At 70.1% G+C, this 12,895-nt stretch carries 13 protein-coding genes and 1 pseudogene; 6 read left to right on the top strand and 8 right to left on the bottom strand.

The features are described 5' to 3' along the window. Positions 1–45: 45 nt before the first annotated feature. From ABZ656_RS18895 to ABZ656_RS18885, 3 genes are read right to left on the bottom strand one after another with little or no spacing between them, the layout of a single operon-like run. Entirely contained in the window at positions 46–975 is a 930-nt protein-coding gene (locus tag ABZ656_RS18895) for a sugar ABC transporter permease (protein ID WP_101406563.1), read from the bottom strand. Then, complete coding sequence (locus tag ABZ656_RS18890) at positions 972–2,324, bottom strand: extracellular solute-binding protein (RefSeq protein WP_101406562.1); 1,353 nt, start codon at positions 2,322–2,324, stop codon at positions 972–974. Before ABZ656_RS18890 ends, ABZ656_RS18895 begins: the two co-directional genes overlap by 4 nt. Positions 2,325–2,373: 49 nt before the next feature. Further along, on the bottom strand, positions 2,374–4,413 hold the full coding sequence (locus ABZ656_RS18885; RefSeq protein ID WP_101406561.1) for a beta-galactosidase: 2,040 nt from the start codon (positions 4,411–4,413) through the stop codon (positions 2,374–2,376). A gap of 126 nt (positions 4,414–4,539) precedes the next feature. On the opposite strand from ABZ656_RS18885, the gene ABZ656_RS18880 reads away from it, so the two are divergent. From ABZ656_RS18880 to ABZ656_RS18855, 6 genes are all read left to right on the top strand, one after another. Beyond that, the gene (locus ABZ656_RS18880; RefSeq protein WP_360269321.1) at positions 4,540–5,283 is read left to right on the top strand and encodes an SDR family oxidoreductase; all 744 of its coding nucleotides are present in this window, start codon (positions 4,540–4,542) and stop codon (positions 5,281–5,283) included. Positions 5,284–5,350: 67 nt separating this feature from the next. Beyond that, complete coding sequence (locus ABZ656_RS18875) at positions 5,351–6,097, top strand: FadR/GntR family transcriptional regulator (RefSeq protein ID WP_101406559.1); 747 nt, start codon at positions 5,351–5,353, stop codon at positions 6,095–6,097. Further along, positions 6,094–7,239 (top strand): galactonate dehydratase, encoded by a 1,146-nt coding sequence (dgoD, locus tag ABZ656_RS18870; protein WP_101406558.1) that lies wholly within the window; start codon positions 6,094–6,096, stop codon positions 7,237–7,239. Before ABZ656_RS18875 ends, dgoD begins: the two co-directional genes overlap by 4 nt. 46 nt (positions 7,240–7,285) lie before the next feature. After that, positions 7,286–7,906, top strand: coding sequence for a bifunctional 4-hydroxy-2-oxoglutarate aldolase/2-dehydro-3-deoxy-phosphogluconate aldolase (locus ABZ656_RS18865; RefSeq protein ID WP_360269318.1), 621 nt, complete (start codon positions 7,286–7,288; stop codon positions 7,904–7,906). Next, positions 7,903–8,877 (top strand): sugar kinase, encoded by a 975-nt coding sequence (locus tag ABZ656_RS18860; RefSeq protein WP_101406556.1) that lies wholly within the window; start codon positions 7,903–7,905, stop codon positions 8,875–8,877. The genes ABZ656_RS18865 and ABZ656_RS18860 overlap by 4 nt, the downstream gene beginning before the upstream one ends. 15 nt (positions 8,878–8,892) lie before the next feature. Further along, positions 8,893–9,795 carry an SMP-30/gluconolactonase/LRE family protein gene (locus ABZ656_RS18855; protein ID WP_360269316.1) on the top strand — a complete coding sequence of 301 codons (903 nt, stop codon included), beginning with the start codon at positions 8,893–8,895 and terminating at the stop codon, positions 9,793–9,795. A gap of 121 nt (positions 9,796–9,916) precedes the next feature. Here ABZ656_RS18855 and ABZ656_RS18850 read toward each other — a convergent pair whose 3' ends face one another. The 5 genes and pseudogenes from ABZ656_RS18850 to ABZ656_RS18830 all read right to left on the bottom strand — a co-directional run bounded on the left by ABZ656_RS18850 (position 9,917) and on the right by ABZ656_RS18830 (position 12,762). Then, positions 9,917–10,339, bottom strand: coding sequence for a nuclear transport factor 2 family protein (locus tag ABZ656_RS18850; protein ID WP_360269314.1), 423 nt, complete (start codon positions 10,337–10,339; stop codon positions 9,917–9,919). Next, on the bottom strand, positions 10,330–11,139 hold the full coding sequence (locus ABZ656_RS18845) for an MBL fold metallo-hydrolase (protein ID WP_360269312.1): 810 nt from the start codon (positions 11,137–11,139) through the stop codon (positions 10,330–10,332). Before ABZ656_RS18845 ends, ABZ656_RS18850 begins: the two co-directional genes overlap by 10 nt. A gap of 52 nt (positions 11,140–11,191) precedes the next feature. Next, positions 11,192–11,808, bottom strand: a pseudogene (locus tag ABZ656_RS18840) (DsbA family protein). A 153-nt stretch (positions 11,809–11,961) separates the two neighbouring features. Beyond that, entirely contained in the window at positions 11,962–12,456 is a 495-nt protein-coding gene (locus ABZ656_RS18835; RefSeq protein ID WP_101406551.1) for a MarR family transcriptional regulator, read from the bottom strand. Between the two features lie 81 nt (positions 12,457–12,537). After that, complete coding sequence (locus ABZ656_RS18830) at positions 12,538–12,762, bottom strand: hypothetical protein (protein ID WP_360269310.1); 225 nt, start codon at positions 12,760–12,762, stop codon at positions 12,538–12,540. Positions 12,763–12,895: the final 133 nt, after the last annotated feature.

Here is a 12,895-nt window from a genome sequence, read left to right as displayed (position 1 = left end):
CGGTGGGGAGGTCCACCGACGTCGTCGTCTGTGGTGTGGACACGCTCACCGCGCACCCCTTTCCTTACGGTTCACCAAGCTGAGGAAGCCGAACGACAGCACGCTCGCGACCAGGGCGAGGATCACCGACTCGGCCGCGGCGAGGTAGATGTTGTTGTTGGCGAACGCCTCGTTGTAGGCGGCCAGGTTCGGTGTGTACGAGGTGGTCACCGTCGAGGTCAGCGGTTTGATGACGAGTGGCTCGGCGAACAGTTGCAGGGTGCCGATGATGGAGAAGACTCCGGTGAGTACGAGGGCGGGCCGGGCCAGCGGCAGTTTGATCCTGATCGCCGTCTGCCAGGCGCTCGCGCCGTCGATGCGCGCGGCCTCGTACAACTCCTGTGGGATCGACTTGAGCTGGGCGACGATCACCAGCATGTTGTAGCCGGTGAACTCCCAGATCACGATGTTGGCGATGGACCACAGCACGCCGTGGTAGCCGAGGAAGTCCGGTGCGAGACCGATCCTGCCGAGCAGGTCGACCAGGGGGCTGACGCCCGGTACGTAGAGGAAGCCCCACAGGATCGACGCGATGACACCGGGGACGCCGTACGGGAGGAAGTAGGCGGCTCGCAGGATGCCCGCCCAGCGCTGGGAGAGCGTGTCGAGAACCAGCGCCAGACCGGTGGCCAACAGCAGCATCACGGGGACCTGCACGATGCCGAAGAGCAGCACCCGCCCGAAGCTGCCCAGGAAGTCCGACTGCTGCAGCGCGAGGGTGTAGTTGTCGAGACCGGCGAAGCCGATGGTGGCCGGGCCCAGGCCCAGCGGCCCGGAGCGGATCGGTTTCAGCAGGCTCTCGTAGACCGCGTAGCCGAGCGGAAGGACGAACACGAACAGGAAGAGGGCGACGAAGGGGAGGAGGAATCCCCAGGCGGAGCGGTCCGGGCGGGCGGTGCGCCGACGGCCGTTCCGGGCAGGGTCGTTGCTGCTCATGACTGGCTCCTCGCCTTCAGGCCCTTGGCCAGCAGGTCGTCCACCGCGCGTTTCTGCGCGTCGGCCAGCGCCGAGGCGAGGGTGCCGTCTCCCGCCATGACGGCGCCGAAGGCGTCGCCGAGGTGGGCGAAGTCGGCGTCCGTGGTGGGTGACCACTTCCAGGAGGTGTCGATGGCCCGGTCGGAGGCGGTGAACACGTCGTTGTACCGCTGGCCGCCGAAGAACGGGTCGGGCTTGTCGAGCGCCGAGCCGCGGAAGACGCCGGTCGCGGCGGGCCAGCCATAGCCGACGGCGATGTTGAGGTCGACGGCCTTCGGGTCGCTGTTGATCCAGTGCGCGAACTGCAGCGCCTCACGTGGGTGGCGGCTGCCCTGAAGGACCGCGGTGGACGCTCCGCCCCAGTTGGCGGACGCGTTCTGTCCCGCCGTCCACTGGGGGAGCGGGGCGACCCGCCACTTTCCCTTGGTGCCGGGTGCGTTGCCGCGCAGCAGGGCATCGCCCCACTGCGGTCCGATCCAGGTGACGACCTGCCCGGTCTGCACCTGCCGGTACCAGCCGCTGGACATGTCGGGTTCGACGAAGACGAGGTCGTCGCGGACCATCCTCTGCCAGTATTCGGCGACCTCGCGCGAGGGGTCGTCGTTCATACCGACGATCCAGGTGTCGCCCTGGGTGCGTACCCAATGGGACCCGCGCTGCCAGCACATCGCGGCGAACCAGGCGGGCGAGTTGGGGTTGAACGCGGACAGCCTGGCACCGCCCCCGCGGGCCTTCACCACACGGGCGGCCTTCTCGAAGTCGGCCCAGGTGGCGGGTGTTTCGATGCCCCACTTCGCGAGGAGGTCCTGGCGGTAGAAGAGTCCCATCGGGCCGGATGCCTGGGGGACGGTGTGGACCCGCCCGCCGAAGACGCCCTGATTCCACTGCCACGGCACGTACTTGTCGCGCAGCGCGTCGGCCCCGTAACGGCTCAGATCCGTCAGGCCGTTGACCAGCATGAAGGCGGGAAGTTCCTGGTACTCGACCTGCGCCAGGTCCGGCGGGTTGCCTGCGGTGAGGGCGGAGTACATCTTCTGGTAGCCGCCCTGGGTGCTCGCGGGGATGGTCTGCATCTCCACGTGAATGTCGGGGTGCGTCTTGTTCCAGAGATCGACGGTCTTCTGCATCGGCACCCAGGTCCAGAAGGTGAGTTTCACCTTCCGGCCGGGGCGGGTGGATTCCTGCCGGCTCGTGCGGGCGGCTCCGACGGTCTGGCCGCAGGCGGTGAGGGCGGGGAGCGCGGCAAGTGCTCCGGCCGCCCCGGCCCCCCACCGGAGCACGGACCTCCGCGAGGGTGGTGAGCTGTTCATGTGTGTCCCTTGTGTACCTTGTGGCTTCTTCTGCGGCTCGATCGGTTGTCTACGGCTCGGTCAGTACGGCGACTCCGGCTCCGGGCAGCGTGATGCGGTCGGCGGGGGTCGTCCCTCGGGCCAGGGCGTTGGTCATCGGCTCTGGGAGCGTGATCTCCACCTCGTCCTGACCGTGGTTCAGCAGGAAGACGAACCGCCCGCCGTCGCCTTCGCGCACGGACGCCTGGACCTGCTCGGGAAGATCAGGGAGTACGGGGGTGACGGACGCCGTATGGCTCACGTCGTCGATCAGGGCGCGTATGGCCTCCGGCGCGAGACGCGTCGCGACATACCAGGCATGTCCCTCGCCGAAGGAGTGGAGGGTGACGGCGGGCTGCCCCGCAAGATGCCCGGAGCCGAACTCGGCCACTGCCCGGGCGCCTTCGAGTACGACGGCCTCCGACCACAGGCCGGCGCGGCTGACCGTGCCGTCGGGGTGGCGGATGTCGACCGTCTCCTTCTCCGCCGGCGGCCAGAACTCCTCGACGCGCAGGCCCAGTACGTCGCGCAGCGGGGCGGGGTATCCGCCCAGGTGCACCCGGTCGCAGTCGTCGACGATGCCGGAGAAGAACGACACCAGCAGGTGGCCGCCGCCGCGCACGAACTCGGTGAGGCGTTCGGCGTCCCGTTCCTTCAGCAGGTACAGGTTGGGCGCGACGACGAGGCGGTAGCCGGAGAGGTCCCGGTCCGGGGGTACGACGTCACAGGCGATCCCGGCCTCGAACAGCGGCCGGTAGTAGGCGAGCGCGATGTCCATCTGGCTGAGCGCGGTGGACGGGTGCGAGTCCAGCTCCAGAGCCCACCAGCTGTTCCAGTCCAGCACCAGGGCGACCTCGGCGGTCGAGCGGGTGCCGGCGATCTGCGGCACGGAGGCCAACTCCCGCCCCAGCTCACGCACTTCACGGAAGGTACGGGTGTCGGTGCCGCCGTGCGGGACCATCGCCGAGTGGTACTTCTCGGCGCCGCCCCGGGACTGGCGCCACTGGAAGTACAGCACCGCGTCCGCGCCCTGGGCGACCGCCTGCCAGCTCCACAGCCGCATCCGCCCCGGCGGCTTGGGCCCGTTGCGCTCCCGCCAGTTCACCGCGCTGGGCGCCTGCTCCATCAGCATCCACGGCTGACCGGCGCGGGCGGAGCGGGTGACGTCGAAGATGAACCCGGCCGAGACGTGGGTGTCCTTGTCGTGCGGGTCCTGGTAGACGTCGACCGAGACGACGTCCTCCTCGGCGGCCCACCGGAAGGCGTCGACGGGCTTGTGGACGCCGATGAAGTTGGTCGTGACGGGCACGTCCGGGGTGATCCGCCGCAGGACCTCCTTCTCCACCAGGTAGCACTGCAGCAACGCGTCGTCGGAGAAGCGGGCGAAGTCCAGCTGCTGGGCGGGGTTGGGAAAGGTCGGCGCGAGCCGGGGCGGAAGCACCTCGTCGAAGCTGTCGTAGTGCTGGGCCCAGAAGGCCGTCGACCAGGCGTCGTTGAGCGCCTCGACGTCGCCGTACCGCTCGGACAGCCAGCGCCGGAAGTCGGCCGCCGACTCGTCGCACCAGCACTGCGGGGTGTGACAGCCGTACTCGTTGCCGATGTGCCACATCTCCAGCGCCGGGTGGTCGGCGTACCGGGTGGCCAGTCGCTCGACCAGACGCGCGGCGTACTCGCGGTACACGGCGCTGGAGGGGCAGTAGTGCTGGCGTCCGCCGGGCCACATGCGGCGGCCGTCGGCGGTCTCGGGGAGGATCTCGGGGTGCAGCCGGGACAGCCACGGTGGCGGGGAGGCCGTCATCGTGGCCAGACACACAGCCACACCCGCCCCGGCGAGGTTGTCCATGACCCGGTCGAACCAGCCGAAGTCGTACTCACCCGGCCTCGGTTCCACCTTGGCCCAGGAGAAGATCCCAGCCGTCACCATGGAGACGCCCGCCTCCTTCATCAGCGTGACGTCCTCGGCCCACACCTCCTCTGGCCACTGCTCGGGGTTGTAGTCGCCGCCGAAGGCGATCCCGGCCGGGCGCAGACGCCGCCGGCCGTCGATCGGTACTGAAGGTGCCTGATGCATGCGGGTCAGTTTTGGAGTGTCATCGCCACGCCGTCAAGATATATTCATAATTAATTGAAAGAGCTATGGTGGGTGTCGTCAGCAGGGTTCAGACAGGAGACGCACACGATGACGGAGTGCCGCAGGATGGCGGGACGCGTGGCGGTGATCACCGGCGCCGCGCACGGGATAGGCGCGGCCACGGCTCGAAGGCTCGCCGACGAGGGTGCGACCGTCGTGGTCACGGACGTGGACGACGCGGCGGGCAAGACACTTGTCGCGGACATCGAGGCCAGCGGCGGACAGGCGGAGTACGTACGCTGCGACGTGACCTCGGCCGCCGACTGGGAGAACCTGGCCCGCCACGTCGACGTGCGACACGGGCGGCTGGACGTGCTGCACAGCAACGCTTTCGCCCAACTCAGCAAACCCGCCCACGAGTTGAGCGAGGCCGAGTGGGACGGTCAGATGGCCGTCCTGCTGAAGCCGGCCTGGCGCGGGATGAAGACCTTCGCGGCCATGCTCCGCTGGGCGTCGGGGTCTGTCGTCCTCACCTCCTCGGTGCACGCGGTCATCGGCCTGCCCGGCCACGCCGCCTACGCCGCCGCGAAGGGCGCGCTGTGCTCGCTGGGGCGGCAGTTGGCCGTCGAGTACGGTCCTGACATCCGGGTCAACACGGTGCTGCCCGGACCCATCCTCACCGCGGCCTGGGAGGGGATCCCGGAGTCCGAGCGGGCGCGCAGCGTGGCGGCCACGGCGGCGAAGCGGTTCGGGCAGCCGGAGGAGGTCGCCTCGGCCGTCGCCTTCCTGGCATCGGCGGATGCCTCCTATGTGACCGGAGCGAGCCTGGTCGTCGATGGAGGATGGAGCGTCATGAAGGAGTCCTCGTGAGCGCCGCGTACCGCGCGGTGTGCCGTGCGCGGCATCCGCGAACAGGACCGATACGGAAACGGAGAACGTGGTGACCCATCCCGGTAGGGGGCTGCACGGCCAGGCGGTGGAAGAACTGGGCCGGCGCATCATCCGCGGCGACTACCCCCCGGGCTCCGTGGTGGACCCGGTCAAGTTCGAGACCGAACTCGGCGTCAGCAAGACCGTCGTGCGCGAGGCACTGCGCGTGCTGGCGGCCAAGGGGCTGCTCGAATCACGGCAGAAACGCGGTACGACCATCCGGCCCCGCGCCGACTGGAACCTGCTCGACAGCGACCTGCTGCGCTGGCAGGGCGGCAGCGCTCCCACCGACGGCTTCCTGGAAGACCTCGCCGAGGTCCGCGCCGTGGTGGAGCCCGCCGGAGCCCGGTTCGCCGCAACCCGCCGCACCGCAGCCGACCTGGACGCGATGCAGCAGGCGCTGGACGCGATGGCGGCGGCGGGGACGGACGCGGACGCGATGGTCGAGGCGGACCTGGCCTTCCACCGCGCCCTGCTGGACGCAGCCCACAACGAACTCCTCAGCCGGATGGAAGTCGTCATCGAGGCCGGTTTGCGGGTGCGCGACCGGATCGTTCACGGCGCCCGGCACTTCTCCGACTCCATCCCCGTGCACCAGAAACTGCTCGACGCCGTCGAAGCCGGCGATCCGGACGCCGCCGTGGCCGCCGTCGAGTCACTCCTGGCGCAGGCCTCCGACGACCTGGAGGCAGTACGGGCGCGGAAAGACCACGACGACGTCGCGACCGACCCGCTGCCGAAGGAAGTGCCTTGAAGATAACCGGACTTGAGACGTTCCTGGTGGCTCCGCGCTGGCTGTTCCTGCGCGTCGCCACCGACGAGGGCGTCACCGGCTGGGGCGAGCCGCTGATCGAGGGACGCGCCGAGACCGTGCGTGCCGCAGTCCACGAACTGGCCGACTACCTCGTCGGCCGGGACCCGCTGCGCATCGAGGACCACTGGCAGGTGCTCACCAAGGGCGGCTTCTACCGCGGCGGCCCCATCCTCTCCAGCGCCGTCGCCGGCATCGACCAGGCACTGTGGGACATCGCCGGCAAGACCTACGGCGTCCCGGTGCACCGCCTCCTCGGCGGCCCCGTCCGCGACCGCGTCCGGATGTACGCCTGGATCGGCGGAGACCGCCCCAGCGACGTCGCTGAACTGGCCGAGGAACAGATGAAGGCGGGCTTCACCGCCGTGAAGATGAACGGATCGGCCGAACTCGCCCCGATCGACACCCCGGCTCGCACCGCCGAGGTCGTCGAACGCGTCGCCGCCGTCCGCGAAGTGCTGGGCGACGAGCGGGACATCGCCGTCGACTTCCACGGCCGCGCCTCCACCGCCATGTCACGCCGCCTGCTGCCCCAACTGGAGCCGCTGCACCCGCTGTTCGTAGAGGAACCCGTCTCGCCGGAACACTCCGGCCACCTGCGCAGCCTGGTGGAGTCCACGAGCATTCCCCTCGCGACCGGCGAACGCCTTTACTCGCGCTGGGACTTCCGCGAGGTCATGACCAGCGGCATCGCCGTCGCCCAACCCGACCTGTCACACGCCGGCGGCATCTCCGAGGTGCGCCGCATCGCGGCCATGGCCGAGACGTACGACGTCACCGTGGCTCCCCACTGCCCCCTCGGCCCGATCGCCCTGGCCGCGAGCCTCCAGATCGCCTTCGCCGTACCGAACTTCCTCATCCAGGAACAGAGCATGGGCATCCACTACAACCAGCAGTGCGACCTGCTGGAGTACGTCATGGACCCCGAACCCTTCCGGTTCCAGGGCGGATACGCCGTCGTCTCCACGCGCCCGGGGCTCGGCGTCGAGATCGACGAGAAGGCGGTACGCCACGCCGCCGAGACCGGACACCGCTGGCGCAACCCCGTATGGCGCGGCCCCGACGGGGCGTTCACCGAATGGTGACCACCGCCAGGCCCTCGCACCCCACGCACAAGGAGAGCTTGCTCCCATGAACCTGGTGGAATCGCTTCGAGCCCACCGCCTGCTGGCGATCGTCCGCGGCAAGGATCCCGCCGCGGCCCTGCGCACCGTACGCACTCTCGCCGAGGAGGGCATCGCGGCCATCGAGGTCTCACTGACCACCGCCGACGCCCTGACTGTGATCAAGCAGGCGCGCACCGAACTGGGCCCCGGCGCACTTCTCGGCGCCGGAACCGTGCGCTCGGCCGCGGACGCCACCCGCGCCATCGACGCCGGGGCGTCCTACCTCGTCACTCCGGCACTGGTCGACGGGCTGGAGTCCTGCGGCATACCCGTTCTGATGGGAGCCCTGACACCGAGCGAGATCGAGATCGCCATCGCGCGGGGCGCCGTCGCGATCAAACTCTTCCCCGGCGCGCTCGGCGGGCCCGGCTATCTGCGGGCGCTGCGCGACCCCTTCCCCGAGGTGCCCTTCGTGCCCGTCGGCGGAGTGGATGCCCAGGCGGCCCGCGACTACCTGGACCGGGGTGCGGTCGCCGTCGGCGTCGGCTCACCTCTCGTGGGGGACGCGGCCGACGGCGGTGACCTGGACCAACTTCGCGCCCGCGCGGTCACGTTCCGCGAGGTGGCCGCAGGGGAGACGCCGTGACGACACCTGATCACCAGGCCCCGCCCGAAGTGGTGACCTTCGGCGAGACGATGGCCGCGCTGCGCGCCCACGCCGCCCTGCGGCTCGGCGGCAGTCTCGGCCTGTCCGTCGCGGGCGCCGAGTCCAACGTCGCCATCGGTCTCGCCCGGCTCGGACACCGGGTGCGCTGGGTCGGCAGGGTCGGCGCGGACGAAATCGGCGCGCTGGTACTGCGCACACTGCGCGCCGAGGGCATCGACACCGACCACGCGGTCACCGATCACACCGGCCGGCCCACGGGGCTTCTGCTGACCGAACCCCGCCTGGGCACACTCACGCGCGTCAGCTACTACCGTGCCAATTCCGCCGGTTCGGCCCTCTCGCCGGCCGACGTACTGCCCGCGCTGGCCTCGCGACCCCGCATCCTGCATCTGACCGGCATCACACCGGCGCTCAGCGCATCGGCGGCCGGGACCGCCCTGGCCGCCGTCAAGGCCGCCCGCGACGGCGGCATCACCGTATGCCTTGACGTCAACTACCGCTCCCGGCTCTGGACTTCGGACCGCGCCCGCACAGCGCTCCGGCCGCTGCTGGCCCGCACCGACCTGCTCATCGCCTCCGAGGACGAGCTGCCACTGGCGCTGGAACGGCCGGGCGCGGGCGAATCCGGGAACGTGCAACGCATCCTGGCCGCGGGCGTGACCGAGGTGGTCATCAAACGCGGCGCACGTGGTGCGACCGCCTTCACCGCCGACGGGGCGACCGACTGCCCGGCGCGACAGGTCGGTGCGGTCGACCTGGTCGGCGCGGGCGACGCCTTCGTGGCCGGATACCTGTCCGGGCACCTCCACGGCGTGGACATCCCCGCCCGGCTGCACCGGGCCGTCACCACCGCGGCCTTCGCCGTCGCCACCCGGGGTGACTGGGAGGGCCTTCCGACGCGGGACGAACTCGGCCTGTTCGACCAGCCCGAGGGCACGACCATCCGCTGATCCGGAGGACTGATCATGGCATCCACGTCAGTACCGGCGGCGGTCGTCGTCGACGGCGCGTACGAACTCGCCGAGGGCGGTCGCTGGGTCGACGACCGGTACGTGTACGTCGACATCCTCAGCGGCCGGCTCTTCGAACTGCGCGACGACACCGACCCGTCGGCTCCGCGTCAACTGGCGTGGCTCGACGTGCCGTTGGGCGCCGTCGCGCCGGTGGGCGACCGGCCGGGCGCATGGATCGCCGCCGCCGGCACCGGCATCGCGCTGCTCACCCCCGACGGCGCACTGGAATGGCTGGACCGCCCCGAGGACCGCACCCCGGTCCCCAGCCGGATGAACGACGGCGTCGCCGACCCCGCCGGCCGCTTCTGGGCAGGCAGCATGGCCTACGACGGCACCCACGGCGCGGGCTCGCTCTACCGGACCGACCCCGACGGCACGGTCGTACGCGTCCTCGACGGCCTGACCATCGCCAACGGCCCGGCGTTCACTGCCGACGGCGCGATCATGTACCTCGCCGACACGGCCGCCGGCACGATCCTGCGCTGCCGCGTCGATCCCGTCTCGGGCGAACTCTCCGGCGGCCCGGAGACCTTCGCCCAACTGCACGACGGCGAAGGCAGCCCCGATGGAATGACCGTCGACGCCGAGGGCTGCCTGTGGGCCGCGATGTGGGGCGCCGGCGCGGTCCGCCGGTACCACCCCGACGGCAGCCTGCTCCACACCGTGACCGTCCCCGCCCCGCACCCCACGTCGGTGTGCCTGCATCCCATTGACAACCGTCTCTACGTCACCACGGCCCGGTATGGGGTGAAGAGCCCGACCGCCGCCTCCGGCGCGGTGCTGAGTATCCCCGTACCGGTCCCGGGAACGGCAGGTTGCACCTGGCGTGCAGGTCGTCCCGTGCCCAAGGGGTAGTGCATCTGGGCCGTTCGGCCGACAGTCCTCCTGGATCGGCTCGCGCATGCGGCTGATCCGGACGCCGTTGCCGAAGGCGAGTCGCTTTACCCCGTGTGGCCGACACCCGGATCCGAACCGCTCAGTCGGTCATGGCGTCGCGGGCGAGCGCGGTGTCGACGAATTGCTCGAAGCGGACGATGAGTCCACCCCGTACGACGAAGTGATGGGCGACGCGGACGTCGATCGGCTTGCCGGTGGCCTTGTTGGTCGCGGTGTAGCGGGCGAGGACGACGACGCTCTCACCGTTGACGACGAAGGTGTCGTCGTGCGCGGTCCACCCGTCCCAGCTCTGGCCGAGCTTCTCCATCACGCTGGACGTGACACCGTCGGGGGTGCGGTAGGTGCCTGCGAGCGGGAAGCCGGCCATCTCCGTCCACTCCACGTCGGGAGCGAGCGTGGCGCGCAGGGCTTCCAGGTCACCGGCTGCGGAGGCCGGATACTGGCGGCGTACGACGTCGGCGGGGGTGGTGGATGCGGCGAACTCGTCTATGGTCAGCCCCACTTCATCTCGCCCTTGGCGACCTTCGCGCCGATCTGAGCGGCGATGAGCATCCCGTTGTCGGGGTAGCGCTTGACGAGCGCCTCGGTGAGCGCGGCGCCGTCGGCCGCCTTGGCCAGCTCCTCCTCGAAGGCGAGGAGGTAGTCGCGGGTGGCGGTGATGGCGGAGGCGTCGGCCGGGGTGGCGGGCAGGCGGTGGCCAGGTACGACCAACTCCGGTTCGAGGGCGGCCATTTCGTCCAGGAGATCGATCCAGGCGGCGCGGTCGCCAGGGGTGGGGGTGTCGGCGACCCAGACGTGTTCCTGCTGGAAGAGGAGGACGCCGCCGAGGAGGGCGCGGTGCTCGGCCTGCCAGAGGTAGTGGCGGTCGGGCAGCGCGGCCGGGCCGCCCTTGAGCTCGAAGCGGTGGCCCTCCAGGGCCAGGGCGTCGCCGGTCAGCGGTGTGAGGTCGACCAGGCGGGTGGGGAGGTTCGGGCCGAGCGCGGCCCACGCCTTGAGCTTGCCTTCGTAGGAGTGCTGGATGTGCTCGATGACGAGCGGGGTGGCGACGAAGGTTGCGTTGGGGAAGGCGTCAGCGATCACTTCGGCGCCGAAGTAGAAGTCGGGGTCGGCGTGGCTGACGAAGACGGTGGTGAGCTTCTTGCCGGAGTCGAGGATCTCGGCGGCGAGGCGGTGGCCGTCGGCGCGGGTGAAGGCGGCGTCCACCAGGAGGGCCTCGTTCTCGCCGGTGATGAGGGTGGCGGTCTTGTTCTTGCTGCCGGCCGGGAAGTCCAGGTCGAGGACCTTGAAGGTCAGGGTGCTCATGGATGACTCCTTGCAGAAAGAGATGAGCAGGGTGGGCGGGGACGGGGGAAGTTCAGTGGGCGCGGAGCGTCGCCAGGCGTCGGTCGATCTCGTCGGCGGTGGCGCGGCCGTGGGCCAGAGGAGTGACGGAGTCGCCGTCGACGGCCAGGAGGGTGGGGAAGCCGGTGACACCCAGTGAGGCGGAGCGGTGGAAGTCGGCGCCCGCCGCTACCCGCGTCTCGGACCTGTCGAAGGCGGCGAGGACGGCGTCGGCGTCCAGCCCTGCCTGCTCGGCGAGCTTCCGGTAGGTCGCGGAGTCGGAGAGGCTGAGGCCGTCGATGTAGAAGGCCCGCTGCAGGGCGACGGCCAGCTCCGCCGCGCGGGCCGGTGCGGCCCGGCGCAGGGCGGCGACACCGCGTGCGGCGGCCTCCGAGTCCATCACGAAGGAGCCGTCGGCGATCAGCTTCTCGTAGGCCTCGCCGAACTCGGCGCCGGTCAGCTCGGCGATCTTGGCATTCGCGCCCTGGACGTAACCGAACTCGCGGATCGGTACCCGGCGCGATCCTGTGAACAGGCCGCCGGAGACGACTTCGACCGGCAGGTCGGGGTGACGGAGGCGACCTCGCTCAGTGTTCCGGAGAACCCGTGCGACCAGCCGCAGTAGGCGTCGAAGACGTAGACGAGCTTCATCGAAGACCTCGGCAGAGGAGCGGTGCTCGCCGGTTGCGAGCGATTCACCTGACAGAACAGTAACTGACGTGTCAGATATTTCTGGATGCTTGTGAACCGGGACACATAGGTGTGGCTGACGTCACTACAGCAGTGCGGTCGCTGGTCCGCAGGTCAGGGCAGGCGGGGGAGCAGGTCCCGGGCCGTGTGGCTGAGGATGCGGAGATCCTCCGCGAACCGCTTCCGGTCGGCCGCAGGCAGTGGGTCCACGAGGTACCGCTTGATGTTCTCCAGGTGGACATGGGAGGCGCGTACGACGGTCTCCTCGCCTTGCGGAGTCAGGCGTACCAGCCGCCCGCGCCGGTCGTCCGGATCTTCCGCGCGCTCGACCAGCCCGGCAGCCTCCATGCGGTCCACCAGCCGGGTGGCGCCGCCCGTCGTCAGGATCTGTTCCTGGGCGACGGCTCGCATGGAGAGCCCCGGCTCGCCGGCCCGGCCGAGGATCAGCAGTACCTCGAACATCAGATGGCTGATGCCGCACTCGACTTCGAGTGCCCGGCCAAGGATGTACTCCAGCCGGTTGGCCGCGCCCTGTAGCCGGCCGAACGCCAGGATGAGTTCGTGATCCGCGGCCTGTTTCGCCGTCGTGATCTCCGCCTGCTCGCCCACGGTCGCGCCGCCCCTCTGGTCGTCTCGGTACCACCGTACCGATCATGCCCCGGACAGCGGCGACGGCGGTGGACATCGGTGCTACGCGCCCGGGTGCAGCCCGAGCCAGCCAGGTGTCGGGTCGTCCTTGGCCTTGCCGAAGTGCAGGGCCGAAGGTCTGCTTCCATCGCTCGACGCCGACGCGGTCGGCCATGAAGGGGGGAAGCCGTCCATGTGGGCGTCGGGGTACTCCCACAGCGGCTTCAGGCCTGCCGGGGGAGTGATGTCGGTGCGGACGGACCGGCCGTTGAAGGATCCGTTCTGCATCTCTCTCGACAGCTGTCAGTGAGGAAGAGCTTGGCGGCCGTGGAGTTCTTGGCCTGCCTGAGGATCGCCGTGCGCTGACCCCAGCCCGTGAACGGGTGCCTGGCAGTTGAACGTCCCTTACGCGGCCCGGCGT

The organism is Streptomyces sp. NPDC007095 (genome assembly GCF_040634475.1).
Classification (GTDB): domain Bacteria; phylum Actinomycetota; class Actinomycetes; order Streptomycetales; family Streptomycetaceae; genus Streptomyces.
This window is presented reverse-complemented; position numbering and strand designations above follow the sequence as displayed.

Coding starts and splice junctions, on each gene's coding strand:
- ABZ656_RS18895 (WP_101406563.1), bottom strand. CDS start 975: ATGAGCAGCAACGACCCTGCCCGGAACGGCCGTCGGCGCACCGCCCGC.
- ABZ656_RS18890 (WP_101406562.1), bottom strand. CDS start 2,324: ATGAACAGCTCACCACCCTCGCGGAGGTCCGTGCTCCGGTGGGGGGCC.
- ABZ656_RS18885 (WP_101406561.1), bottom strand. CDS start 4,413: ATGCATCAGGCACCTTCAGTACCGATCGACGGCCGGCGGCGTCTGCGC.
- ABZ656_RS18880 (WP_360269321.1), top strand. CDS start 4,540: ATGGCGGGACGCGTGGCGGTGATCACCGGCGCCGCGCACGGGATAGGC.
- ABZ656_RS18865 (WP_360269318.1), top strand. CDS start 7,286: ATGAACCTGGTGGAATCGCTTCGAGCCCACCGCCTGCTGGCGATCGTC.
- ABZ656_RS18855 (WP_360269316.1), top strand. CDS start 8,893: ATGGCATCCACGTCAGTACCGGCGGCGGTCGTCGTCGACGGCGCGTAC.
- ABZ656_RS18845 (WP_360269312.1), bottom strand. CDS start 11,139: ATGAGCACCCTGACCTTCAAGGTCCTCGACCTGGACTTCCCGGCCGGC.
- ABZ656_RS18830 (WP_360269310.1), bottom strand. CDS start 12,762: ATGCAGAACGGATCCTTCAACGGCCGGTCCGTCCGCACCGACATCACT.